The sequence below is a fragment of the Streptomyces sp. TBY4 genome, from assembly GCF_024213195.1.
GTDB lineage: Bacteria > Actinomycetota > Actinomycetes > Streptomycetales > Streptomycetaceae > Streptomyces.
In genome coordinates this window covers 25337-49875 of the sequence record NZ_JANAVF010000011.1, presented here as the reverse complement: position 1 = coordinate 49875, position 24539 = coordinate 25337, and the positions used below count along the sequence as shown (strand labels likewise).

At 73.6% G+C, this 24539-nt stretch carries 21 protein-coding genes; 6 read left to right on the top strand and 15 right to left on the bottom strand.

Annotated features, from left to right (window positions below; translation table 11 throughout):
• Window positions 1–10: 10 nt before the first annotated feature.
• Window positions 11–835, bottom strand: coding sequence for a site-2 protease family protein (locus NLX94_RS24745; protein WP_254385237.1), 825 nt, complete (start codon window positions 833–835; stop codon window positions 11–13).
• 71 nt (window positions 836–906) lie between these two features.
• On the opposite strand from NLX94_RS24745, the gene NLX94_RS24740 reads away from it, so the two are divergent.
• A complete protein-coding gene (locus NLX94_RS24740) occupies window positions 907–4533 on the top strand; it encodes a BTAD domain-containing putative transcriptional regulator (RefSeq protein WP_302170448.1) in 3627 nt (1208 codons plus the stop codon).
• A gap of 53 nt (window positions 4534–4586) precedes the next feature.
• Here NLX94_RS24740 and NLX94_RS24735 read toward each other — a convergent pair whose 3' ends face one another.
• The 3 genes from NLX94_RS24735 to panB form a co-directional block, all read right to left on the bottom strand.
• Complete coding sequence (locus NLX94_RS24735) at window positions 4587–5438, bottom strand: ABC transporter permease (RefSeq protein WP_254385235.1); 852 nt, start codon at window positions 5436–5438, stop codon at window positions 4587–4589.
• On the bottom strand, window positions 5435–6466 hold the full coding sequence (locus NLX94_RS24730) for an ATP-binding cassette domain-containing protein (protein ID WP_254385469.1): 1032 nt from the start codon (window positions 6464–6466) through the stop codon (window positions 5435–5437). The genes NLX94_RS24735 and NLX94_RS24730 overlap by 4 nt, the downstream gene beginning before the upstream one ends.
• 144 nt (window positions 6467–6610) lie before the next feature.
• Window positions 6611–7471: a 3-methyl-2-oxobutanoate hydroxymethyltransferase gene (gene panB, locus NLX94_RS24725; RefSeq protein ID WP_254385234.1), complete on the bottom strand. Its 861-nt coding sequence runs from the start codon at window positions 7469–7471 to the stop codon at window positions 6611–6613.
• 284 nt (window positions 7472–7755) lie between these two features.
• Here panB and NLX94_RS24720 point away from each other — a divergent pair, with 284 nt between their 5' ends.
• Together NLX94_RS24720 and NLX94_RS24715 are read left to right on the top strand one after the other, a co-directional pair.
• A complete protein-coding gene (locus NLX94_RS24720; protein WP_254385233.1) occupies window positions 7756–8784 on the top strand; it encodes an endonuclease/exonuclease/phosphatase family protein in 1029 nt (342 codons plus the stop codon).
• A gap of 102 nt (window positions 8785–8886) precedes the next feature.
• Window positions 8887–9747, top strand: coding sequence for a hypothetical protein (locus NLX94_RS24715; protein ID WP_254385232.1), 861 nt, complete (start codon window positions 8887–8889; stop codon window positions 9745–9747).
• 119 nt (window positions 9748–9866) lie between these two features.
• Here the strand turns inward: NLX94_RS24715 and NLX94_RS24710 are convergent, their stop codons facing one another.
• From NLX94_RS24710 to NLX94_RS24695, 4 genes are all read right to left on the bottom strand, one after another.
• Window positions 9867–11621, bottom strand: coding sequence for an NAD+ synthase (locus NLX94_RS24710; RefSeq protein ID WP_254385231.1), 1755 nt, complete (start codon window positions 11619–11621; stop codon window positions 9867–9869).
• 71 nt (window positions 11622–11692) lie between these two features.
• A complete protein-coding gene (locus NLX94_RS24705; protein ID WP_254385230.1) occupies window positions 11693–12961 on the bottom strand; it encodes a DUF4352 domain-containing protein in 1269 nt (422 codons plus the stop codon).
• 212 nt (window positions 12962–13173) lie between these two features.
• On the bottom strand, window positions 13174–14805 hold the full coding sequence (locus NLX94_RS24700) for a multicopper oxidase family protein (RefSeq protein WP_254385229.1): 1632 nt from the start codon (window positions 14803–14805) through the stop codon (window positions 13174–13176).
• 90 nt (window positions 14806–14895) lie between these two features.
• The gene (locus NLX94_RS24695; RefSeq protein ID WP_254385228.1) at window positions 14896–15399 is read right to left on the bottom strand and encodes a hypothetical protein; all 504 of its coding nucleotides are present in this window, start codon (window positions 15397–15399) and stop codon (window positions 14896–14898) included.
• A 150-nt stretch (window positions 15400–15549) separates the two neighbouring features.
• Between NLX94_RS24695 and NLX94_RS24690 the strand changes: the two genes are divergently transcribed.
• Together NLX94_RS24690 and NLX94_RS24685 are read left to right on the top strand one after the other, a co-directional pair.
• Window positions 15550–16212: a DUF998 domain-containing protein gene (locus tag NLX94_RS24690; RefSeq protein ID WP_254385227.1), complete on the top strand. Its 663-nt coding sequence runs from the start codon at window positions 15550–15552 to the stop codon at window positions 16210–16212.
• On the top strand, window positions 16209–17156 hold the full coding sequence (locus tag NLX94_RS24685) for an alpha/beta fold hydrolase (RefSeq protein ID WP_374684020.1): 948 nt from the start codon (window positions 16209–16211) through the stop codon (window positions 17154–17156). Before NLX94_RS24690 ends, NLX94_RS24685 begins: the two co-directional genes overlap by 4 nt.
• Here the strand turns inward: NLX94_RS24685 and NLX94_RS24680 are convergent.
• The 4 genes from NLX94_RS24680 to NLX94_RS24665 all read right to left on the bottom strand — a co-directional run bounded on the left by NLX94_RS24680 (window position 17153) and on the right by NLX94_RS24665 (window position 19723).
• The gene (locus tag NLX94_RS24680; RefSeq protein ID WP_254385226.1) at window positions 17153–17572 is read right to left on the bottom strand and encodes a CBS domain-containing protein; all 420 of its coding nucleotides are present in this window, start codon (window positions 17570–17572) and stop codon (window positions 17153–17155) included. The genes NLX94_RS24685 and NLX94_RS24680 overlap by 4 nt on opposite strands.
• A gap of 322 nt (window positions 17573–17894) precedes the next feature.
• Complete coding sequence (locus NLX94_RS24675; RefSeq protein WP_254385467.1) at window positions 17895–18572, bottom strand: DUF305 domain-containing protein; 678 nt, start codon at window positions 18570–18572, stop codon at window positions 17895–17897.
• A gap of 23 nt (window positions 18573–18595) precedes the next feature.
• On the bottom strand, window positions 18596–19249 hold the full coding sequence (locus NLX94_RS24670; protein WP_254385225.1) for a DUF3105 domain-containing protein: 654 nt from the start codon (window positions 19247–19249) through the stop codon (window positions 18596–18598).
• Between the two features lie 72 nt (window positions 19250–19321).
• Window positions 19322–19723 carry a hypothetical protein gene (locus NLX94_RS24665; protein ID WP_254385224.1) on the bottom strand — a complete coding sequence of 134 codons (402 nt, stop codon included), beginning with the start codon at window positions 19721–19723 and terminating at the stop codon, window positions 19322–19324.
• Between the two features lie 172 nt (window positions 19724–19895).
• Here NLX94_RS24665 and glnA point away from each other — a divergent pair, with 172 nt between their 5' ends.
• Window positions 19896–21257, top strand: coding sequence for a type I glutamate--ammonia ligase (gene glnA / locus NLX94_RS24660; RefSeq protein ID WP_254385223.1), 1362 nt, complete (start codon window positions 19896–19898; stop codon window positions 21255–21257).
• A gap of 121 nt (window positions 21258–21378) precedes the next feature.
• Here glnA and NLX94_RS24655 read toward each other — a convergent pair whose 3' ends face one another.
• From NLX94_RS24655 to NLX94_RS24645, 3 genes are all read right to left on the bottom strand, one after another.
• Window positions 21379–21621 (bottom strand): TM2 domain-containing protein, encoded by a 243-nt coding sequence (locus tag NLX94_RS24655; protein WP_254385222.1) that lies wholly within the window; start codon window positions 21619–21621, stop codon window positions 21379–21381.
• A 126-nt stretch (window positions 21622–21747) separates the two neighbouring features.
• Entirely contained in the window at window positions 21748–22149 is a 402-nt protein-coding gene (locus NLX94_RS24650; protein ID WP_254385221.1) for a DUF2752 domain-containing protein, read from the bottom strand.
• Window positions 22150–22247: 98 nt separating this feature from the next.
• The gene (locus NLX94_RS24645) at window positions 22248–24347 is read right to left on the bottom strand and encodes a PIG-L family deacetylase (protein WP_254385220.1); all 2100 of its coding nucleotides are present in this window, start codon (window positions 24345–24347) and stop codon (window positions 22248–22250) included.
• Window positions 24348–24539: the final 192 nt, after the last annotated feature.

Genomic DNA, 24539 nt, shown 5'->3' with positions numbered 1-24539 from the left:
TCCGGGCCGGCTACGACGCCTGGCAGAAGCCGCTGCCCTCCTGCCAGAACTGGTACAGGTCGCGGCCGCAGTAGGCCTCCAGCTCGCTCACGCCGAGGGCGGAGAGGACTCCGTACACCGCGTCGAAGAAGAACGCGTTGATCTCCGGGATCCACAGCAGCGCGAAGACGGCCAGCAGGCCGAACGGCGCCAGCGGCGCCACCTCGCGGCGGACCCGGTGGGAGAGCCAGGGCTCGATGATGCCGTAGCCGTCCAGGCCCGGGACCGGCAGGAAGTTCAGGATCGCCGCCGAGACTTGGAGCAGCGCCAGGAAGCCGAGCGCGAAGCGGAACGGGATCGGGACCCCGTCCAGGGCGTCCAGCCAGAACGGGGCCGTGCAGACCGCCGCGAAGGCGACGTTCGTCAGCGGGCCCGCCGCCGAGATGAGGCTGTGCCGCCACCGGCCCTCGATCCGGTCTCGCTCGATGTACACGGCGCCGCCGGGGAGACCCAGGCCTCCCATGATCACGAAGAGGACGGGGAGGACGATGCTCAGCAGGGCGTGCGTGTACTTGAGGGGATTCAGCGTCAGGTAGCCCTTCGCGCCCACGCTGAGGTCGCCGCTGTGCAGGGCCGTGCGGGCGTGCGCGTACTCGTGCAGGCACAGGGAGACGATCCAGGCCGCCGTGACGAAGAGGAAGACGGCCAGCCCGGTACTGGTCGAGTACCCCGTCCACACAGCCCACCCGGTGACCGCCATGACGGCGAAGATGCCGATGAACACCGGACTGATCCGCCGGTCGCCGCGGTCGTGACTGCGGGGGTGGCTACGGTTGCGACTGCCCTGGGAACCCATGCGGCGAACCTATCCCGGAGGCGGCGCCCGTTGGGGCCCGGGCCGGAGACAATGGGCCGGTGCGTTACACGATGCTCGGCACCACCCAGGCCATCCGCGACGACGGGAGCACCGTCCCCGTCGGCGGAGCGCGGCTGCGCGCGCTCCTGACCGCGCTCGCGCTGCGCCCGGGGCGGGCCGTGCCGGCGGCCTCGCTCATCGAAGAGGTGTGGGACGGCGACCCGCCCGCGGACGGTTCCGCGGCGCTCCAGGCGCTGGTGGGGCGGCTGCGCAGGGCGCTGGGGCGCGAGGCGGTCGGGTCCGGTGAGGGCGGCTACTGGCTCGTCGCCGAGCGCGACGACATCGACCTGTACCGCTTCGAGCGGCTCGAACGGCTCGCGCGGGCGGCTGCGCAGGCCTCCCCGGCGGAGGCGGCCGCCCTGTACGACGAGGCGCTCTCCCTGTGGCGGGGCGAGCCGCTGAGCTCGCTGCCCGGTTCGGGGCCGGAGGCCGCCCGCTGGGAGGCCCTACGGCTGGACGCGCGCCGGGGCCGCCTGGACGCGGCGCTGGCGCTGGGGGAGGCCGAGCGGGTCCTGCCGGAGCTGACCCCGCTGTGCGCCGGGCTTCCGCTGGACGAATCCCTGCAGGCCCTGCGCATCCGGGCGCTGCGCGACGCGGGGCGCCCGGCGGAGGCGCTGGCCGCCTACGAGGAGGTCCGGCGGGACCTGGCCGACCGCCTGGGCACCACCCCGGGCCCCGCCCTGCGCGCCCTGCACACCGCCCTGCTGGCCCCGGCTCCCGCCCCACCCCGGCCCCCCGCGCACACCGCCCCGCCGGCCGGCCGGACGGACCCGGGCGGGACCGGTGCCCCTGCCGGAACGACCGCGCCGGGCTCCGGCGCGCCCGGGCAGGCCCCGGGCCACGACGGCCGGCCCGCCGCGCCGGCCGAGGCCGCCACCCGGGCCCCGGCCCCCGGGCAGGCTCCAGGCCTCGACGGCCGGCCCGCCACCCCGCCCGAGGCCGCCCCCGCCGGAGCGGGCTCCGGGGACGCCCAGGGGGCCGGGGCTGGACCGGTCCCCGTGCCGACCGGCCCCGGCGCGGGCAATCTGCGCATGCGGCTGACCACCTTCGTCGGCCGGGAGGAGGACATCCGGGTCATCGGCGCCGACCTCGGCCGGTCCCGGCTCGTCACCCTGCTGGGACCCGGCGGCGCGGGCAAGACCCGGCTGTCGCAGGAAGCCGCCGAGGCCCACGCCCGGGCCGGCCGCGGCACCCCGGAGGAACGATTCGACGACGCCCTGCCCGCCGACCCCGCCGACCCCGCCGGAGGCGGCCCCGTGCCCGACTGGGCCGACGGGGTGTGGTTCGTCGAGCTGGCTCCCGTAGACGATCCCGAGGACGTTCCGGAGGCCGCGCTCGCCGCGCTCGGGGCGCGGGAGACCAAGCTGCGCGGCGGTTCCGCCGAGGAGATGCGGGCGCTGACCGAGCGCGGAGGGGACCGGCCCCTCGACCGCCTCGCGGAGCACTGCGCACGCCGCCGGATGCTGCTGATCCTCGACAACTGCGAGCACGTCGTCGACGCCGCCGCCCGCCTCGCCGAGGAGATCCTCGCCCGCTGCCCCGGCGTGCAGATCCTGGCCACCAGCCGGGAGCCGCTCGGCGTGCCCGGCGAGACCCTGCGCCCGGTGGAGCCGCTGCCCGATCCCGTCGCGCTCCGGCTGCTCGACGACCGCGGGGCAGCCGCCCGGGCCGGGTTCACCGTGGACGAGGACCCGGCCGCCGCCGTGGAGATCTGCCGACGGCTCGACGGGATGCCGCTCGCCATCGAGCTGGCCGCCGCCCGGCTGCGGCTGCTCACCCCGCGGCAGATCGCCGACCGGCTGGACGACCGCTTCCGGCTCCTGACCGGCGGCGCCCGCACCCATCTGCCCCGCCAGCAGACCCTGCGCGCGGTGGTCGACTGGTCCTGGGACCTGCTGGACGAACCCGAACGGGTCGTCCTGCGCCGGCTGTCCGTCTTCGCCGGCGGCTGCGACCTCGACGCCGCCGAGGCCGTCTGCGCGGACGGCGGGTCCCCCGACCGGCGGGGCGGCGCGGACGTCGCCGACCTGCTCGGATCCCTCGTGGACAAGTCCCTGGTCGTCGCCGCCCCCGACGGCCCCGCCGGCATGCGCTACCGCCTCCTGGAGACCGTCGCCGAGTACGCGTCCGACCGCCTCGCGGAGGCCGGCGGGGACCGGGCGGAGACCGAGCGGCGCCACCTCGTCCACTACCGGGAACTCGCCCGCACCACCGAGCCGCTGCTGCGCGGCCACGGCCAGCGCGCCGCCGCCGACCGGCTCGCCACCGAGTACGAGAACCTGCGCACCGCCCTGCGCCGCGCCGTCGCCGCCAAGGACGTGGGCGAGGTGCTCTGCCTCGTGCACTCCCTCGGCTGGTACTGGCACATGCACGATCTGCGCGCCGAGACCCGCCACTGGGCCGGTGCCGCCGCCGCCCTCGGCCCGGACCCCTTCGCCGCGCCCGTCGTCCCCGCCCAGCCCGTGTACCAGCAGATCGTCGACATGCCCCCGCCCTACGAGGGCGAACTGCTCACCGAGGCCTGGCGCGGCATCCAGCTGTTGTGTCTGGTCGCGCGCGACCAGCTCAGCGCCACCTGGTCCACCCCGGAGGTCCGCGCCCAGGCCGAGGGCGTGGTCGCCGCCTACCGCCCGGGGCTGCCGCAGACCTGCCGGGCCCCTTCCTTCCTGTGGATCTACGCCGTCATGATCTCCGGGGACGCCGAACTGCTCCACCGCGCCACCGAGGAGACCGTCGAGACGGCCCGCGCGCTCGGCTACCGCTGGGAGCTGGCCTCCGCCCTCCAGCTCCGGGCCAACGTCCTCGCCAACCGCGCCGACGGGGCCGGCGACGCATCGCGCGACGCCGAGGAGAGCCTCGCCCTCTACGCGTCCCTCGGCGACGACTGGGGCTGCGCCGAAGCCCTCTCCGCCCGTGCCGAGGCCCGGGAGAAGCGCGGGGAGTACGCCCCGGCCGCCCAGGACTACCGCGCGGCGATCGAGTACGCCCGGCGGCTCGGGGCCAAGGCCCAGGTCACGGTGTTGCAGGTGCGGATGGCCGGCACCCTCGCCGAGGACGGCCACCTGGAGGAGGCCGAGGAGCTCCTCACCGGCCTGCTCGCCGGCACCATCCACCAGTTCGGCAACGAGGCCGTGCCCGCCGCCCAGATGTTCCTCGCCTGCATCTACGGCCGCACCGGCCGCCTCCCTGAGGCCCGCGCCCGGCTCCAGTCCCTGCGCGAGGAGTTCGCCGTCGGCGCGTTCGCCATGTTCGACGGCTTCCTGCTCGGCCTGCTGGCCTGGCTCGACAACGAGGAGGGCCGGTACGAGGACGCCCTCGCCCGGATCCGCCAGGCGATGGAAGCCGTCCGGGACCCGATCTCCATGATGCTCGCCCCCCATCTCCCGGCCGCGTACCTGATCACCGGAGCCCGCTCCCTCGCGCAACTCGGCGGCCAGGTCCGGGCGTACGACGCCGCGCGGCTCATCGGCGCCTACCGCGCACTGCTGCCGCCCGCCCACTTCCCGGTCACCGTCGAGCGCGCGGACGTCGAACTGGCCGAGCGCCTGGCCCGGGCCGTGCTCGGCGACGCCGCGTACGAGGCGGCGTACTCCGAAGGCGGCGGCCTCACCCTGGAGGAGGCCACCGCCCTCGTCTGATTCCGTGACAGGAGCCCGCCCGGGACGCGATCCGGAACGGATCGGTCCGCGGATCAGGTCTTCTGGCGGAACTTCCCCACGGCGAGCGGCATGGTCACCAGCGTGATGCCGACCGACCAGGCCAGCGTGATCCACACGGAGTTGCCGAGCGGGGTCCCGTTGATCAGGGAGCGGGCCGCGTCGGCCAGGTTGGACAGCGGGTTGACGTCGGTGAAGCTCTGCAGCCAGCCGGGCATCGTCGTCGGCGGGGCGAAGATCGAGCTGCCGAACTGCAGCGGCATCAGGACCAGCATCGCCACGCCCTGGACGGCCTGGGGGGTCTTCATGCTGAGACCCAGCAGGATGAAGATCCACATCAGCGAGGAGCCGAAGACCGCCGACAGCCCGATGGACAGGAACAGGTCCAGCACCGAGGACTTGATCGACAGGCCGAGCAGGAAGCCCATGCCGAGCAGGATCGCGATGGCCACCATCATGCGGCCGAGCTCGACCACGATCTTGGCGATGAGCACCGAGGAACGGGCGATCGGCATGGACCGGAAGCGGTCCATCACGCCCTTCTTGAAGTCGTCGTTGACCCCGGTGCCCACACCCATGGCGATGTTCATGCCCATCATCGCCATCAGGCCCGGGACCACGTAGTTGACGTACTCGTCCTGGTTGCCCTTGCCGGAGATCGCGCCGCCGAAGACGAAGACGAACAGCAGCGTGAAGACGATGGGCGTGAACAGGACGTCGAACATCGACTCCGGGTCCTGCTTGATCTGCAGGACGTTGCGCCGGGCCAGGGCGCCGATGTGGCGCAGGTTGCCCCGCAGGCCGATCCGGCCCTCGTCCGCCGGGACGGGCCCGCCGGCCGGGGCGGCCGCGGTGGGGTTGGGCTTCGTCGTGGTTACGGTGCTCATGCCGCGACCTCCTCGGTCTGCTGGTTGGGGATGGAGTCCTGGACGTCGGGCTTCTGCCCGGTGATGGACAGGAACACCTCGTCCAGGCTGGGCAGGTAGGTGCTGATGTCGGAGATCCCGTACCCGCGGGCGGCCAGCAGGCCCACGACGGCGGTCAGCTGCTCGTCGGCGAGGATCGGCACCAGCAGGGCGCCCTCGTCCGGGACGGCCTGGGAGCCGGCGACCCCGTCCAGGCCGGCCTCCGCCAGGGAGCGGGCCATGCCCGGCAGGTCGGCCGGGTCGGTGGGGCGGATCCGCAGGGTCCGGCCGCCGACGCGCGCCTTCAGCTCGTCGACCTTGCCCTTGGCGATGACCCTGCCCTTGTCGATGACCGTCAGCTCGCTGGCGAGCTGCTCGGCCTCCTCCATGTACTGGGTGGTCAGCAGGACGGTGGCCCCCTCGGCGACCATCCGCTGCACCTCGTCCCACACCTCGTTGCGGGTACGGGGGTCCAGACCGGTGGTCGGCTCGTCCAGGTACAGCACGGCCGGGCTGCCGATCATCGAGGCGGCCAGGTCGAGCCGGCGCCGCATGCCGCCGGAGTAGGTCATCACGGCCTTCTTGGCGGCGTCCGTGAGGGAGAACCGCTCCAGCAGCTCGTCGGCGCGGCTGCGGGAGTCCTTGCGGGACAGGTCCAGCAGCCGGCCGATCATGTAGAGGTTCTCCCAGCCGGAGAGCTTCTCGTCGACCGAGGCGTACTGGCCGGTCAGGCCTATGGTGCGGCGCAGCTGCCGCGGCTGGCGGACCACGTCGAAGCCGGCGACCCGGGCGGTGCCGGCGTCGGGGGTGATCAGGGTGGAGAGGATGCGGACCAGGGTGGTCTTGCCCGCGCCGTTGGGGCCGAGGACCCCGAGGACGGTTCCCTCGCGGACATCGAGGTCCACACCGTCGAGGGCTTTGGTCTCGCCGTAGTGCTTGACCAGCCCCCGGACCTCTACGGCGTTCGCGCCGTTCAGGGGATTCTTGTCGTTTCGCGTCATGCCCACCATGGGACCAGACGCCACTGACAAAGCGCCTACAAGCGGCCTACAGGCCGCGACGGCCCGCCCACGGACCACCGACAGGACATCGGCGGGGTGTGCGGGCGGGCCGTCGGACCAGTGGAACCGGACTGCCGGACCAGCGGAACCGGACTAGTGGAAGGCGTGCTCCGCCTGCGGGAACGTTCCGCCGACCACGTCCTCGGCGAAGGCCTTCGCCGCGTCGCCCATGGTCGCCCGGAGGTTCGCGTACTGCTTGACGAACTTCGGCATCTTCCCGCCGGTCAGCCCCATCATGTCGGTCCACACCAGCACCTGCGCGTCGCACTCCGCGCCCGCGCCGATGCCGACCGTCGGGATGTGCAGGGACCGGGTGACCTCGGCGGCCAGCTCGGCCGGGACCAGCTCCAGCACCACCGCGAAGGCGCCCGCGTCCTGCGCCGCCTTCGCGTCGCGCAGCAGCTGGTGCGCGGCCTCGTCGCCGCGGCCCTGCACCCGGTAGCCCATGGCGTTCACGGACTGCGGGGTGAGGCCCAGGTGGGACATGACCGGGATGCCCGACTGCACGATCAGCTCGGTCTGGCGCAGCGAGCGCTCGCCGCCCTCCAGCTTCACCGCTCCCACCCCGGCCTCCTTGACGAGCCGGGTGGCGCTGCGCAGGGCCTGTACGGGGCCCTCCTGGTACGAGCCGAAGGGGAGGTCGCCGATGATCAGGGCCCGGCTGGTGCCGCGTACGACGGCCGCCGAGAGCAGGGTCATCTCGTCCATCGTCACCGGGACGGTGGTCTCGTAGCCGAGGTGACAGTTGCCCATCGAGTCGCCGACGAGCATGACCGGGATGCCGGCCTCGTCGAACACCGACGCCGTCATGGCGTCGTAGGCGGTGAGCATGGGCCACTTCTCGCCGCGTTCCTTGGCGAGGGTGAGGTCGCGGACGGTGATGCGCCGGGTGCCCGAGCCTCCGTACAGGGTGGGGGAGGAGGCTTCGCGGGCAGGCGAAACGGCATGCGTCATTGCAACTGCTCCTTGATGTTCATCTCGAGGCACCCTTACGGCGTCCCCGGACTCACCACCATGGTGGCACTCTCGGGGCCCGGGCGGGAAGTGGCACGGTGTGCCCTTCGCCGGAGCGGCCGCCCGAAGGGCAATGTGCGCGTTTGGTGACAAGCGGAACCCGGGCCGCTGACGCGTTCGTCCTCCCGGACGTACGGCCGACACAATCGGCGCGGAACCCTCCGTCCATCGCCTAGGGTCAAGAGGCGGGGACGGAGCGCGAGCACGGCAGCGAGGGCAGTGGCATGGCACAGGCGTACATGACGGAGACGGGGAGCGACGGCTCGGAGCCCGAGCCCTCCCGACCGGGTCTCCGGCGCCGGCTGTCCGAGCTGCGCCGGGATCCGGGCATCTGGCGCCGCGGGATCGTCCTCGCCGCGCTCGCCGTGCTGATCTCGCTCGTCATGATCCTCCACGCCGAGCTGCCCAACGACATCGGCAACCTCGGCAGCCTTACCGAGACCTTCCTGCCCTGGTTCGGCCTGGCCGTCCCGGTGCTGTTCGCCGCCGCGCTCTTCCGGAAGTCCGCGACCGCACTGATCGCGATACTGCTGACCGCCGCGGTCTGGGTGAACCTCTTCGGAGGCCTGGTCACCGACAAGGCGCAGGCCGGCGGCAACCTCACCGTCGCCACCCACAACGTGGACGCCGACAACGCCGACCCCGCCGGCACCGCCGCCTCGGTGGCGAAGGCCGGAGCCGACGTACTGGCCCTGACCGAGCTCAAGGGCAGCGTCGTGCCTGTCTACGAGAAGGCCCTCGCGGGGACGTACAAGTACCACTCGGTCGAGGGCACCGTCGGGCTCTGGAGCAAGTACCCGCTGATCTCCAGCAAGCCCGTCGACATCAAGATGGGCTGGACCCGGGCCATGCGGGCCACCGTCCACACCCCCCACGGGGACGTGGCCGCCTTCGTGGCGCACCTCCCCTCGGTCCGCGTCAAGCTCAAGGCCGGCTTCACCGCCAACCAGCGCGACAACAGCGCCGACGCCCTCGGCGCCGCGCTCGCCGCCGAACCGCTGCCGCGGGTCATCCTGCTCGGCGACCTCAACGGAACCGTCAACGACCGGGCCCTGTCCGAGGTCACCTCGCAGCTGCGCTCCACTCAGGGCGCGTCCGGCGACGGCTTCGGCTTCAGCTGGCCCGCGCAGTTCCCGATGGCCCGCATCGACCAGATCCTGGTCCGCGGGGTCACCCCCGAGGCCTCCTGGACCCTGCCCCGCACCGGCAGCGACCACCTGCCGATCGCAGCCCGGGTCACCGTCAAGCCGTAGCACCGGCGCTGCGATACTCCCCCGAGAAGAGCTATGGGGGGCGGGATCGCGGTGCTGACCTGGGTGTTTCGTTCGTTCACGGTGCTTGCCTGGCTCGCCTTCATGGCAGCCGGCGTCTGGGCGCTCGGGCTGCACCGGGGCGCACTGCCGCCCTACACGGGCGTGCTGCTGCTCGGCTGGACCGGCGTGGCCGCCCTCTGGGGGCGGGCGCTGACGTCGGCGGCCCTGCGGCAGGGGCCGGGCCGGGCGGCCGGGGAGCCGGAGCCGGCCGAGTTCCCGGGAACGGCCGCGGTGTGGCTGCGCCGGGCGGCGGCGCTGCTCGTGCTGATCGTGGCGTCGGCGGCGCTCACCGTGATCGGTACGGCGAGCGGTGACGGCACGGTCCGCGCCGTGAAGGAGGCGGGTCCGGTGGTCGGCACCGGGACCGTGGCCGAGGTGGCGCAGGTGCGGGTCCGCTACGAACGCAAGACGCCGAAGGGATACCGGTCGACGCTGATCCTGCGGACCCCGGACGGAACGCGGATCACCGCCCGTGACGTCGAGACCCTCGCGGAACCGCGCCCCGGGAAGACGTACGAGGTGCTCTGGGCGCCGTCGGCACCGGAACTCGGCGGGTTCGCGGACCCCCGGTACGGCGTGTCGAAGTACCTGGACGACCGCTGGGGGTGGACGGCCGCCTCGTGGGGGTGGCTGGGTGGGGCGGCCGTGGTCGTCCTGGGCATCATGCTGCCGCTCATGTCCATGACGGGCACGCGCGTGCTGCACCGGCTGGCGCGCCGGCCCCTGCCGCAGTTCGTGCAGGCGGCGGTGGTGACGGCGGTCTTCGTGGGCCTGCACCCGGTGCTGACCGGAGCCGTGGACCGGAACCTGGCGTCTTCACCGATCGGTGGGCTGGCGCTGCTGGTGACGGCCGGGGCCGTGCTGGTGGTCGCCGCCCTGCGGCGGGACCGCGCCGACCGGTAGTCCGGCGGCCGTACGAACGCCGGGGCCCCGGCCGTACGAACGCCGGGGCCCCGGCCGTACGAACGCCGGGCCCCGGCCGTACGTGCGCCGGGCCCCGGCGCCCCGTCACCGCGCGGGCGTCACGCCCGCTCGCGCCAGCCGTTGGTGATGGGCAGCCGGCGGTCCTTGCCGAAGCCCTTCGCGGAGATCTTCGTGCCCGGCGGGTACTGCCGGCGCTTGTACTCGGCGGTGTCGACCATCCGCAGGGTCTTCGCGACCAGCTCGGGGTCGTAGCCCGCCGCGACGATCGCCTCCAGGCCCTGGTCGCGGTCCACGTACAGGGAGAGGATCCCGTCCAGCACGGGGTAGTCCGGCAGCGAGTCCGTGTCCACCTGGCCCGGGCGCAGTTCGGCGCTCGGCGGCTTGACGATGGAGTTCTCCGGGATCGGCGGGGTCTCGCCGCGCTCGGCCGCCGCCCGGTTGCGGTACTCGGCGAGGCGGAACACGTCCGTCTTGTAGACGTCCTTGATGGGGCCGTACGCGCCCACCGAGTCCCCGTACAGGGTGGAGTAGCCGACGGCCAGCTCCGACTTGTTGCCCGGCGCCAGCACGATGTGCCCCTCCTGGTTGGAGAGCGCCATCAGCAGGGTGCCGCGCAGCCGGGACTGGAGGTTCTCCTCGGCCAGCCCGGTCAGGCCGAGCGCGCCCATGTACGCGTCGAACATCGGCTCGATCGACACGGTCCGGAAGTTCAGGCCGGTCCGCTCGGCGAGATCGGCCGCGTCGCCCCGGGAGTGCTCCGAGGAGTACTTGGACGGCATCGAGACCCCGTACACGTTCTGCGCGCCGATCGCGTCGCAGGCGACGGCGGCGACGAGCGCGGAGTCGATGCCGCCGGAGAGGCCGATCAGGACCGAGCGGAACCCGTTCTTCCGGACGTACGCGCGCAGCCCCACGACCAGCGCGTCGTAGATCTCCTCGTCGTCGTCCAGCCGGTCGGCGTAGCCGCCCGTCACGACCGGCTCGTACGGTTCCACCGGCTCCTCGGTGAGGATCACCCGGTCGATGCGCAGCCCGTCGTCCACGATGCCCTCGACGGGGGTCGGCGAGGCGGCCGGCAGGTCGAGGTCGACCAGGACGCAGCCCTCGGAGAACTGCGGGGCGCGGGCGATGACCTCGCCGCCGGAGTCGACGACGATCGAGTCCCCGTCGAAGACCAGCTCGTCCTGGCCGCCGATCATCGCCAGGTAGGCGAGGGTGCAGCCGGCCTCCTGGGCCCGCTTGCGCACCAGTTCGAGGCGGAGGTCGTCCTTGTTGCGCTCGTACGGGGACGCGTTGACCGAGATCAGCAGCCCGGCCCCGGCGGAGCGGGTGGCGGGGACGCGCCCGCCCTCCTGCCAGAGGTCCTCGCAGATGGCCAGGGCCACGTCCACGCCCCGCACCCGGATCACCGGCTGGGTGTCGCCCGGCACGAAGTACCGGAACTCGTCGAAGACCCCGTAGTTGGGGAGGTGGTGCTTGGCGAACCGCAGGACGACCTGCCCGCCGTACAGCACGGCGGCCGCGTTCTCCGGGGACCCCGCCGGGCGGCCGAGCCGGGGCGCGGCCTTCTCCGTACGGTCGAGGTAGCCGACGACCACCGGGAGGTCCCCGAAGCCCTCGGCGGCGAGCCGCTGCGCGAGGTCCAGCAGCGCCTGGCGGGACGCTTCGACGAAGGAGCCGCGCAGGGCGAGGTCCTCGACGGGGTACCCGGTGAGCACCATTTCCGGAAACGCCACCAGGTGGGCGCCCTGTTCGGCGGAGTGCCGGGTCCAGTGGACGACCGAGTCGGCGTTGGCGGCGATGTTGCCGACCTGCGAGTCGATCTGATTCAGGGCGAGGCGTAGTTGAGGCACGCGGCCCAGTCTAATCGTCTTTCTGACGCGATGTCCTGGGAGTCGCCGGAGTCGCCGGTGCCGGTGCCGGTTCAGCCGATCGGGCCGCTCCAGATCGCGTCGTCGTACTTGGTGCCGGGCGCGATCTCGAAGTGCAGGCTCTTGGTGCCCTTGGGCACGACGAAGGCGAAGGTGCCGGTCATCGATTCGCCCGCCATGACCGAGCCCTTGAACATCTTCGGCACGGAGCCGTCGAAGGCCATCTCGGCCTCGGTGCCCTGGTCGTCGCGGGCGTGCGGCAGGGCCAGGCTGACGTCGAGCGCGGCCCCCGAGTTGTTGACGATCTTCACCGTGACCTTGACCGCGTTGGCGTTGCGGGCCTCGGGCGGGTAGGCCGTCGAGGACGGCTTGTACGGGACCGCGCCCTGCACGGTGACCTGGACCCCGTCCTCGTAGGTGTAGGGCTTGCCCCAGGCCAGTGCCGAGGTCTTGCCCGGGACGTCGGAGGGCGAGGGCTTGGGAGTCGGGCTCGCCGGGGCGCTGGGGTACTGCAGCTCGGAGTCGTAGTCGAACTCGTAGCCGTCCCCCGAGCGCGCGTCGGAGATGTTCCGGTCGATCCTGTCGATGACGTTCGTGGTGAAGAACCAGCCGCCCACCGAAGCACCCAGGCCGAGGATGCCGAGGACGGTGCCGAAGACGGCCATCGTGCCGCGGGGCGCGCCGCGGCGGGCCTTGAGGACGGCCGCGATGCCGAGGCCGACGCCGGTCAGGGCGAGGAGGGCGCCGGCCCAGAAGAAGAAGGGGATGAGGCCGACGAAGATGCCGAACAGCCCGAGGAGCAGGGCGGCGACGGCCAGGCCGTTCGCGGCGGGCGGGGGCGGCGGGAAGCCGGGCCCCTGCGGGCCGCCGGGGTAACCGCCGGCGGGCGTGGCCCAGGGGTTCGCGGGGGCGGGGGCGCCGGGGGCGCCGTACGGGGCTCCCCACGCGGCCGCCGGGGGAGCGGTGGCGGCCGCCGGGACGGGGGTGACCGGAGCGAAGGCGCCGGGGGCGGGCGCGCCGGCCGCCGGGACTGCGTCTGTGGGCTCGGCCGGGTCGGCCGCCGGTGCCGGTGCCGGTGCCGCGTCCGTGGGCTCGGCCGGGTCCGCCGGGCCGGTCGCCGGTGCCGCGTCCGCGGGCTCCGCCGTGGCGTCCGTCAGGGGCGGGGCCGGGGTGAGGGGCTGGGAGGGCGTCAGGGCCGGGGGCTTGTCGAGGGACAGGGGCTGCGCGGGCGCCGGTATGGGAGCCGCCTCGGGTGCGGGGGTGCCCGCGGGCTCCGTCGGCGGGCCGGACGGGGTGCTGGGCGGGTTCGGCGGGGTGCTCATACCGGCGGGAAGTCCTTCAGGTCGCAATCGGCGCGTGACGATCACCAGCCTGTCATGGAATACAACCTCCCCACCGGGGATTTCGGCCCCGCCAGACCCCCTCCGGCCCCTCCGGCCGCCCCGGCCCCCTCCGGCCGCCCCCGGCCCCCTCCGGCCGGGCCCCGGCGCGCGGAGGAGGGCGCGCGGGCGGCCCGGTCCGGGGCGGGTTCCGGCTAGCGCAGGTAGCCGAGCACGGTCATCATCCCGGCCTCCGCGTGGTAGACGTTGTGGCAGTGCACCATCCACAGACCGGGGTTGTCGGCGTCGAAGTCCACCGTCAGCTTTCCGTTCGGCAGGACCACCGCCGTGTCCTTGCGGGCCCCGCCGGCGCCGCCGGCGAGGGCGAAGGTGTGCCCGTGCAGGTGGAGCGGGTGCCACATCGTTGTGGAGTTGTCGAACTCCAGCCGGACCCGTTCCCCGGCCTTCACCGGGTGCCGCTGGTCCGGGGCGTAGGGCTTGCCGTCGAAGGCCCAGTCGTACTTCGCCATCCCGCCGGTCAGCTTGATCCGCACGGTGCGGTCCGGTTCGCGCGCGGCCAGTGCCACCGGCTCCGCCGCCTTCAGGGCGTCCGCCGTCAGCGGCCGTCCGGACAGCTCGGCGGGCCGGGTCGCGGCGGTCGGCGCCGCCCCCGCACCGGTCCGCAGCACCGCGAGCGCCGAGGCCGCGTCCCCCTTGCCCTCGGCGAGGGCGGTCAGCGGGAACACCCCGTCGCCCGCCGTCACCAGGACGTCGTACCGCTCGCCCATGCCCAGCAGCAGGGAGCGGGCCCGGGCGTGCTCGACCGGGAAGCCGTCGGTGTGGGTGACCGTCAGTTCGTGGCCGCCGAGGGCGATCCGGAAGGCGGTGTCCCCGCCCGCGTTGATGATCCGGAGCCGGATCCGGTCGCCCGGGCGGGCGGTGAGGACCGACGGGTCCTCCGGGGTGCGGCCGTTGACCAGGTAGTGCGGGTACGCGACATCGCCCGCGTCCTTGCCGAGGACCTCGCTGTCGCCGCCCATCAGGACGCGGGACGGGCCGCCCGAAGCCGCGGGGGCGGGTGAGCCGGCCGAGCCGTGGCCCCCGTGGCCGCCGCCGCCCGGGCTGCTCATGTCCATGCCCTTGCGGAGTTCGCCGAGCACGGCGTCCGGGGTGGAGCCGTCCACCCCGTCGAGCCAGTCGTCGAGCACGACCACCCACTCCTTGTCGTAGGAGAGGGGCTCCTTGGGGTCCTCGACGATCAGCGGCGCGTACAGGCCGCGGTCCTGCTGCACCCCGGAGTGCGGGTGGAACCAGTACGTCCCGGGGTGCGGGACGGCGAACTCGTACGTGAACGAGCCGCCCGGGGCGATGTCCCGCTGGGTCAGCCCCGGCACCCCGTCCATGTCGTTGCGCAGCGCCAGGCCGTGCCAGTGCAGGGAGGTGGCTTCGGGAAGGTTGTTGGCCAGGGTCAGGGCGAGGGTGCCGCCCGCGGTCGCCCGGACCTCCTGGCCCGGGAGCCTGTCCCCGTACGCCCACGAGCGGACGGTGCGGCCGGCGCCGAGGTCGAGCGGGGTGGCGGTGGCCGTCACCCGGACCTCGGTGAGCGGGCCCGTGGCCTTGCGGGCGGCTTCGGCGGCCCGCACCTCGGCGCCGGCCGGGTCCACGTAACCGCCGGGCGCGGGGGAGGCGGAGGCCTTGCCCGGGGAACCGGAGCCGTGGTCCATGCCGGCCATGCCGGAGCCCGAGCAGGCGGAGAGCAGCCCGGTGCCGGCGAGGGCGGCGCCGGCGCCGAGGAGGGCGCGGCGGGAAACCGGTGAGGGGGAGATGGGGGAATGCGAAGAGCGCATGGTGGAACACCTCGTGATGGTGTGAGGCAGGCAGGTGGGCACCGTCTGCCGCCGCCCCGCAGGCATGCGGGGGCGACGACGGAGCCCGGCCTATACGCGCAGCACCGTCAGCAGGGAGAGGCGTTCACGGGGTGGTGGCGGGTCCGGACCGCCGGACCGGCCCGGCGCGCGTGCCGCGCCCCCGAGCGGCGCGGCACGGCGCGGGCCGGCCAGCCCGGCTCCGAGGACCAGCAGGACGAGCGCGCCGAGCACGGCGAGGCACACGGACATGGGGTCCATGCCGGTGTGCGGGGGGCGCGGGGCTTCGGCGACGGAGATCGAGGCGAGGGCGGCCTCGGCGGCGGCGTTCGTGCTCGCATCGGCCGGAGCCGCGCCGTCCGGGGCGCCGTCCGGCGCCCCGCCGTGCGCCGACCCGGACGGCGCATGGCCGGCCAGGGGAACGGAACGGGCCTGCGGTACGTCCTCCATGGCGTGGGCCGGCGTCGGATGGCCCAGCGTGTGCATGCCCGCGATGCCCAGCAGCAGCGCGGCGAGCAGCAGGAGCCGGGGCCACCGGACTGCTGGTCGCTGGATGCGCGGGGTGGGGCGGGTCATGGGCGGAACCCTACCCGGGGTGGGTATCCGATCGCATGACCGGACCCGGCCACGTTTAGGATTAGTCACACTATGTCCATAAAAGACGGGCTGAACAGCCCCTCCTCCGCGACGGGTCCTGCCGCCACGGCTGGGGCAGGCGTCCGCTCCGTGGCCCTCCTCATAGGCCTCGGCGCCGCCGCCTACACCGCGTGGGTCCTCGAAGTGGTCCTCTCCACGGGCCTCAACCCCATCGAGACGTACGTCAGCGAGCTCGCGGCGCAGGACCAGCCGCTCGGCGGGCTGTTCCGGGCCACCGACTTCACCGCGGGCCTCCTGGTCCTCCTCGGCGGCCTCCTGGCCCTGGCCCGCCTCGCCCGCCGGGTCGAACCCCGCCGCCTCTGGTCCGTCGCCGGCTGGTCCGGAATCACCCTCTTCGGGGCCGCCACCGCGGCCGACGCCTGGCTGCCGCTGAGCTGCAGGCCGACCGTGGACCCCGAATGCGCGGCGCGCGAGACCGCGGGGCTGGTCCCCGCCACCCATCAGGCCCACGCCGTCAGCAGCAGCCTCGCCATGACGGGAGCGCTCGTCGGGATCGTGGCCCTCACGCTCGCCGCCCGCCGCTACGGCCGCCTCGCCCCGCTCGCGCGGTTCGGGCCCGCGCTCGTCGTCCTCGAACTGCTCGCCACCGCCTGGACCCTGGTTTCCATTGCCCTGTTCACCGCCGGGCACGGCACCTGGGCGCTCGGCGCCGGGCAGCGGCTCCAGGTGCTGCTCGTGGCCGTCTGGCTGGGCCTGCTCGCGTACTCCGTCCACCGGGAACGCCGTACGTGAGCGGATCCGGCTCCGGGGCGGCTCCCGGGACGTTCGTACGCCTCACCACCGGCCCCGCCGCGGACGGCGTGCCGCTGCACGCCCTAGTGGAGGGCTCCGGCCCGCCGGTCGTCCTCAGCGCGGGGCTCGCCATGGCCTGGTTCGACTGGGACCCGGTGGCGGAACTGCTCGTCGCCGCCGGCCGTACCGTCGTCCGCTTCGACCGCCCCGGGCACGGGCTGAGCGGTCCCGCCGTGCGGCCGCCGTCCGCGGCCGGGGAGGCGCACCGGATCGCCGGGCTGCTCGACGTGCTGGGGCTGGGCGGTGAGCCCGTCACCGTGGCCGGGCACTCCCTCGCCGGGTTCCACGCCGAGGCCTTCGCCCGGCTGCACCCCGGGCGCACCGCCGCCCTGGTGCTGGTCGACAGCAGCGTGGAGGAGCGGCCCCGTACGACCCTGCCCGCCGGGGTGCGCACCGGCGCCGCCCGGGTGCTCGGCCGGGCCGTGACCGCCGCCGGGCTGCCGGCGGCGCTGGGTCCCTGGGCCCGGCGGACCGCCGTACGGGCCTCCCGCGCGGGCGGCGCGGGCGGCGTCGTCGGGACGGGCGGCACGGGCGGCGCCGACCCGGCCGCGCGGGACCTCGTACGCCGCTGCTACCGCACCGGACGGGTCTGGCGCGGGGCCCTGCTGGAGAACTCCCGCTACCCCGACGCGGCCGCCGAGGTGCTGGCGCTGCGCGCGGAGCTGCCGCTCAGCGCGCCCGCCACCGTCCTGGCCGGCCACGACCCCGGCGCGCGCCGCCCGGACCTGGACTGGCTGGGCCGTCAGGCGGGGCTGGCCGACGCGCTGGGCGCCCGGTTCGTGGTCGCGGAGCCCGCGGGGCACCTGGTCATGCTGGACCGCCCGCACCAAGTGGCGCGGGCGGTCCTGTACGCGGCGGAGCCGGGAGCCCGGCCGGGGGCCTAGCCCCGGGCGTAGACCTTCTCGGCCCAGCCGGCTATCTGCTGCTCGGAGAGGTGCACGGCCAGGTCGGCCTCGCTGATCATGCCGACCAGCCGCTTGTTCTCGATGACGGGGAGGCGGCGGATCTGGTGGGTCTGCATCTCCTCCAGCACCTCGTCGATGCCCGCGCCCGCGTCGATCCAGCGCGGGGTGCCCTGGGCCATGTCGCCGGCCGTGACCTTCGAGGGGTCGTGCCCCTTGGCCACACACCCGATGACGATGTCGCGGTCGGTCAGGATGCCGCAGAGGCGTTCATTGGAGTCGCTGATGGGCAGCGCCCCCACATTGAGCCGGCTCATCAGCTGAGCGGCCCGGTCCAGGGTCTCGGTGGCGGGGATCCACTGGGCCCCGGGGTGCATGATCTCTCCGGCGGTGGTCATCGCGTAAACCTCCTGAGCACGCCGTAGCGGCCGGGCGCGGGTGCGCCCGCCTCGGCGTCCTCATCCTCATTCGCCCGTTCGGCCCCCGCGACTCCACACGGGTGACGGTGGGCCGTACGGGTGACCCCGAGGTGGTGGCGGCGCCGCGGGTGGGTGCGGGCCCTGCGGGGCTGTCCCCTACCCGCCCTTCCACCGTTCCCCGGGCTCTGCCCGGACCCCGGTCCTCAAACGCCGGACGGGCTGAAATTGCCCTGCGGGCAATCCAGCCCCGCCGGCGTTTGAGGCGCGGAGCCCAGGCGACGGCGCCGCACGAGGCAACCGGTTACTCCGCGGCCAGCGGATCCGCTCCGCGTTGTTTCAGCATGTCGGCCATCAGCTGGAGCTCCGACTGCTGGGCGTCGACCATGCCCTGGGCCAGGGCCCGCTCGGCCGGGTTGGCGCACTGGTCGGCGCAGCCCTGGGCCATCGCGACGCCGCCCTTGTGGTGGGCGGTCATCAGCCGCAGGTAGAGCACCTCGGCGTCGCGGCCCTCGGCGGAGCCCAGCTGCGCCAGGTCCTCCTTGGTGGCCATGCCGGGCATCAGCGCGCCGGGCTTCGTGACGACCCCGCCCATGGCATGGCCCTCCGCGCCGTGGGAGGCGCCCCCGGTGCCCATCCAGGACATCGGCGGCTCGTCGGCCACCGTCTTGGGCAGGCCCCACATGTCCAGCCAGCCGTGCAGCATGCCGCGCTGGTTGGCCTGGGTGTTGGCGATGTCGTAGGCGAGGCTGCGCACCGCATCGTCCTTCGTGCGGTCGCGCACGATGAAGGACATCTCCACCGCCTGCTGGTGGTGCACCGCCATGTCCCGGGCGAAGCCCGCGTCGGCGGAGTGGAGCCCGGGCGTACGGGAGGCCGCGGGGGCGGAATCGGCGCCCCCCGCGGTGGCGACCGTGGCCCCCACCGCGAAGAGCAGCGCCAGGCCCACGGCCGTGCCCGCAGCCCAGTACGTACGGGCCACGGAGCCCTTGCCGGCCGTACGGGTCACTTGCCGGCCAGCCCGTTCGTGCAGGCCGCGCCCGGCTCGGGGGTCTGGGGGCCCTGCACGTACTTGGTGAGGAAGGACGCCACCCGGGCGTCGTCCGCCTTGTCCACGGTCAGCTGCTTGCCCCACGCGCTGAGCATGATCGTGCCGGCCTGCTCCTTGACGGGGCTCATCAGGGTGTACGGGGTCTTGGCGACCTTGGCGGCGAGCTTCTCGATGTCGGCCGGGTCGGCCTTCTCGTTGTACGTCACCCACACGGCGCCGTGCTCCATCGAGTGGACGGCGTTCACCTCGGGCAGCGGCTCCTTGTAGACGTCGCCGTTGCAGTTCATCCAGCGGGGGTGGTGGTCACCGCCGACCGGCGGGGTCATCTCGTACTTGACCGGGGTCTCGACGTGCTTGTTGCCGAGGGCCTTGGCGTCCCAGGTCTGCTCGCCGGCGACCGGCGCCTTGCGGGCGGCCTCCTCGGCCTCCTTCTTGTTCTGCTGGTCGATCATCACCCATGCGCCGAAACCGATGAGCGCGGTGACGATGGCGGCCGACGCGGTGATCGCGATGGCCTTGTTGCGCCGGTCGCGCGCCTGGTCGGCGCGGCGCATCTCGGCTATCCGCGCCTGGCGGGAGGCGTTGGTCTCGGAGTTCCTGCTGGCCATGGCCCTGAATCCTTTTGCTGAGGGGGGTGAAGGGGAGAACGCGCTGCCTGAGCGCTGCGGAACCGGGACCGATCAGGTCCTCAGCACCTGGAGGGCGTACAGGTCGGGGCCGCGCGCCAGCGCCGAAGGGGCCCGGAGCCCCGCTGCCGGCGCGGGGCGCACGGCGGGCGCGGGCGCCCCGTGGGCCACCGTCACCGCGGGCGGCTCCGGGGGCACCAGTCCGGGCAGGACGTGCGAGAGCGGGGAGCAGCCGGGCCGGTCGTACGGCGCCACGCAGACGGCGCGCTGGGCGCCGGAAACGTGGGCGGCGTGGGCGGCCCGCGGCCCCGCCGCCGCGGGGGCGGGGGCCTCGGACCCGGACTGCCAGCACAGGAACACCGCGCCGGTCAGCACCCCGAAGGCCATCAGGAGGACGGCACGCCGGAGCAGCGGACGTCTCCGACGTCCCTGCTCGTCACGCGCATGGCCCCCCATGGGCGCCGATGGTAATGCTCATGACCGGCCCAAGGTCAGTGCGGGGGTGCCACCGGCTATCCGGGGTGCGTAATCTGGCGGAAACCACCGCTGGCGATACTGGGGCGGCCCGACTGTGCCCATGCCCCCGCGGCGGTGGTGCACAGGCCGCCTGAACTGCGAGGATGAAGCCATGGACAAGCAGCAGGAATTCGTCCTCCGGACGCTCGAGGAGCGCGACATCCGCTTCGTGCGCCTGTGGTTCACCGACGTACTGGGCTTCCTGAAGTCCGTAGCGGTCGCGCCGGCGGAGCTGGAACAGGCCTTTGACGAGGGCATCGGGTTCGACGGCTCGGCGATCGAGGGGTTCGCGCGGGTCTACGAGTCCGACATGATCGCCAAGCCGGACCCCGGCACCTTCCAGATACTGCCGTGGCGCGCGGAGGCCCCCGGGACGGCGCGGATGTTCTGCGACATCCTGATGCCGGACGGCTCGCCCTCCTACGCGGACCCGCGGTACGTCCTCAAGCGCATCCTGAACAAGACCTCCGACCTGGGCTTCACCTTCTACACCCACCCGGAGATCGAGTTCTTCCTGCTGAAGGACAAGCCCCTGGACGGCACCCGGCCGACCCCGGCCGACAACTCCGGCTATTTCGACCACACTCCGCAGAACGTCGGCATGGACTTCCGCCGCCAGGCGATCACGATGCTCGAATCCATGGGCATCTCGGTCGAGTTCAGCCACCACGAGGGCGCCCCCGGCCAGCAGGAGATCGACCTGCGCTACGCCGACGCCCTCTCGACGGCCGACAACATCATGACCTTCCGCCTGGTCATGAAGCAGGTCGCGCTGGAGCAGGGCGTGCAGGCCACCTTCATGCCGAAGCCCTTCTCGGAGTACCCCGGTTCGGGCATGCACACCCACCTCTCCCTCTTCGAGGGCGACCGCAACGCCTTCTACGAGTCGGGCGCCGAGTACCAGCTCTCCAAGGTCGGCCGCTCCTTCATCGCGGGCCTGCTCAAGCACGCCGCGGAGACCGCCGCCGTCACCAACCAGTGGGTCAACTCCTACAAGCGCATCTGGGGCGGCTCCTCGCGCACCGCCGGCTCCGGCGGCGAGGCCCCCTCGTACATCTGCTGGGGCCACAACAACCGTTCGGCCCTGATCCGCGTCCCGATGTACAAGCCGGGCAAGACGGGCTCCTCCCGCGTGGAGGTCCGCTCGATCGACTCGGGCGCCAACCCGTACCTCACGTACGCCGTCCTGCTGGCCGCGGGCCTCAAGGGCATCGAGGAGGGCTACGAGCTCCCGGCCGGCGCCGACGACGACGTCTGGGCCCTCTCCGACGCCGAACGCCGCGCGATGGGCATCGAGCCCCTCCCGCAGAACCTCGGCGAGGCCATCGCCCTGATGGAGAAGAGCGAACTGGTCGCCGAAACCCTCGGCGAGCACGTCTTCGACTTCTTCCTGCGCAACAAGAAGCAGGAGTGGGAGGAATACCGGAGCGAGGTCACGGCCTTCGAACTCCGCAAGATGATGCCGGTGCTGTAGGCACGGCTCGGCGCGCCGTCGGAGCTTTCCGGCACACAGCACACGACACGGGGCCGGTGGTCGTCGACCACCGGCCCCGTGCGGCTTGGGGGTTCCGGCCCTGCGGCCGGAACGGTGCGCGTCAGGCGCGCAGCAGACGGCCCTGCTTGTCGGTGCGGTCGTCCTTGACCAGGAACAGGATGCCGTCGATCAGGGCCCAGAAGCCGAGGCCGCCGCAGGTGAGCAGCTGCGCGATGGCCATGCCGGTGTGGCCGGTGTAGAAACGGCCGATGCCGAGGCCGCCGAGGAAGATCTGCAGCAGACCGGCGACCAGCTTGGACTTGTCGGAGTACGGCTGGCCGTTCGGGGCGAAGTTCTGAGACACGGGAAAGCTCCTTGGGAACTGCTCATCATTGGGGACGTGTGCCCCGACCATGGGTCGATGCGGAACTACTGACCTGCGAAGGCTGCGGATGGTTGCCGTGCCGCCCGCAACGTGATCAACCTGTGATCACATGACCGCATTTCGAACAACGGCCCAGGTCAGGGCAACCCCGATAATGACCGACTGCCCCCGGATCCCGATCACCGGGTGGTACGTCCGCCCGCGCAGCCCCCGCGCGACCCAGCGGCCGTAGAGGAAGAGGGCGAGCGGCAGCCCCAGCAGGAACAGCACCGCGTTGTCGCGGAAGGCCGCGGCGAAGTCGCCGTGCAGGATGTCGTAACACATCCGGGTGGCACCGCAGGCCGGACAGAGCAGCCCCGTCAGCCAGTTGAAGGGGCAGCGGGGAAGCCAGTGGCCGGACTCGTGCGGATCGGTGCCCCACAGGTACGCGGCCCCCGCGCCCAGCACCACGAGCGAACCGAGCGGCGCCACCGCCGGGCGACGGAGCAGCGACAGGCCGGCCGGCATGGATGCTCCCTCCTCGACGTGCCCGCACCCGGTCGGGTGCGAGCCACGGAGCCATCCTCGCACCGGCGTCCCGGAGGCGTTCCCCGGCCCCGCGCGGGCTACGCCGGCGGGACCGCGCGGTGCCAGGTGGTGCGGGTCGGGGTGGGGGTGGCCGTGGTGACGTGGAGTTCGGCGTCGAGGCCGAGGACCGCGAGGGTCGTCGCGCCGCCCGGTTCCTGGATGCCCGCCGGGGCGCCCGCGTAGAGCATCTTGGACTCCGACCACGCCGGCGGGCCGCCGAGGCCCGTCGTGCCGATGGTGCCCGAGTCGGCGCGGCCCGATATGAGGCGGCCCGCCACGCCCACGGCTCCGTAGCCCGCCCGGCCGCCGGCCTCCGTGACGCTGGAGACCGCCGGCTGTGCGGCGCCGCCCGCCGCCGTGACCAGGGCGGTGCGCACGACCCCGGAATCGGGGCGCCGGAAGTAGAGGCGGACCCCCGCCGCCTCCGGGGCGGCGGTGAGGGGGACGGTGGTGGCCGGGAGCCCGGTCGGGAAGGGGCCGGCCAGCGGGGCGCCCGGGGCGGGCTGGATCCAGGCCAGCACCGACTGGGTGGTGGCGGCGTAGACGTGGCGGCGCCCGGCGGAGTCGGTGGCCGTGACCGGGTCGGACTGGAGGTCGGCGCCCCCCAGCTGCTGCCAGTCACCGAAGGCGCCCGAGGGCTCCTGGATGCGGGCGCGCAGGGAGCGCCGGGAGTCGCGGACGTACACCGTCAGCCGCCCGTCCGGGTCGGAGACGGCCGAGGGCGCGCTGATCGAGGAGGTGCCGTGGTCGTCGCCGGGCTCCGGGGTGCCGAGCGCGACCCACGCGCCGAACGGGCCGCCGGGCACGGACTGGACGGCGTAGACGATCTCGCGCCGGTACTCGTGCGGCCGGTCGCCGAAGACCGTGCGGGTGGCGAGGACGGCGACGCGTCCGTCGGGGAGGCGGGCGGTGCTCGCGCCCGGGTCGATGCCGGTGCCCGGCAGCAGCACCGGTCCCTGCCAGGCGGCGCCGGGGCCGCTGCCGGTGCCGGCCCCGCGGGTCCAGACGGCCATCTGGCCGTCGAGGACGCCGAAGGCGTACAGCCGGCCGGCCGCGCCGTGCGCCAGCCAGGAGGAGTGGTCGCCGCGCGCGTACCGCAGCGACTGGGCCCAGTTGTGGCCGGTGGGGCTGCCCGCCACCTTGCGGTCGCCGCAGCCGGAGGGCGAGCCGCAGTAGTTCTCCTTGTCGTGCCACCCGTACGTCTTCAGGAAGCCGACCTTCGCCGCGGCCGTCTGCGGGTCCAGCGCGTGCGGCAGGGTGCCGTTGTGGTAGCCGAGGTAGCTCTGCACGGTGAACCGGGGACGCTGCCCGACCGGGACCCGCGCGGCGTACGAGGCGGCCCCGGCCTGCGCGAACCGCGCCGCGTACATGTGGTCCTGATGGTCGGTGAGCTTGCCGGAGTCGAGGTACCGGCCCGGCGTCGGGTCCTGCATCCGTATCGTCGTCGGCCTGTACCGCTCCAGGACCCCCGATATCGCCGCTATCACCTGGTCCTTGGTGTAGGTGGGCGGCTCCGTGACCGGGGTGCCGGCGGCGAGCTGCGGGGTGAGCGCCGGTATCCGCCCGTTCCACAGGCCGCGCAGGCTCTCCGGGGCGTCCGCGCCGGGGGCGCGGGCCTCGCGCATCTGCAGCCAGACCAGGTTGACCTGGGGCTTCGCCTCCAGGATGTCGAGCTCGGCGGTGCCGCCGCCCAAAGTGGGGATGACCGTACGGCGCCACGGGCTGGTGCGGTCGCCGGTGGCCATCTGCGCGTAGGCGGAGCGTATGCCGTTCTGCCGGGCCTCCGCGTAGTGGCCGCGGTCGGCGGGCTGCGCCGGGTCCTTGGCCGCGCCGCCGTTGGCCTGGTTGCGGCCGTCGGCCTCGCCGGAGGTGAGGTAGAGGGTGGTGAGCGGGGTGCCGGACATCAGGGAACGGCTGACGTCCGGGTTCATGAAGAACAGGTCGTCGTCCGGGTGGGCGACGATCTGGACGACCGATCCGGCGGTGGCGCTCGCCGGTACGGCGCCGGGGGAACCGGTTCCCGGGACGCCCTCGGCCGCGGTCTGCTGGCCGGAGGCAACGGCGAGCGCACCGGTGACCCCGATCGTCAGCATCGGGACCACGGTGGCGAGGAGGAAACGTCGGCGGGACACGGGCATGGGCTGGCCTCGGGATCGTTCCGGCAGGAAGAACCGGTAGAGCTACGGGTCAGTCAATGAGAGCCGATTCCTGCCGAGTTGGTTCACCCGGATCGCCCATCAATTCCGATTCGTGGAAAGGGCGGCCCGGGTGGGCGCAGCGTCGGTGTTTCCTACGTGTCCGCAGTCACTGCGGGCCGGGTGCGGGCGCAC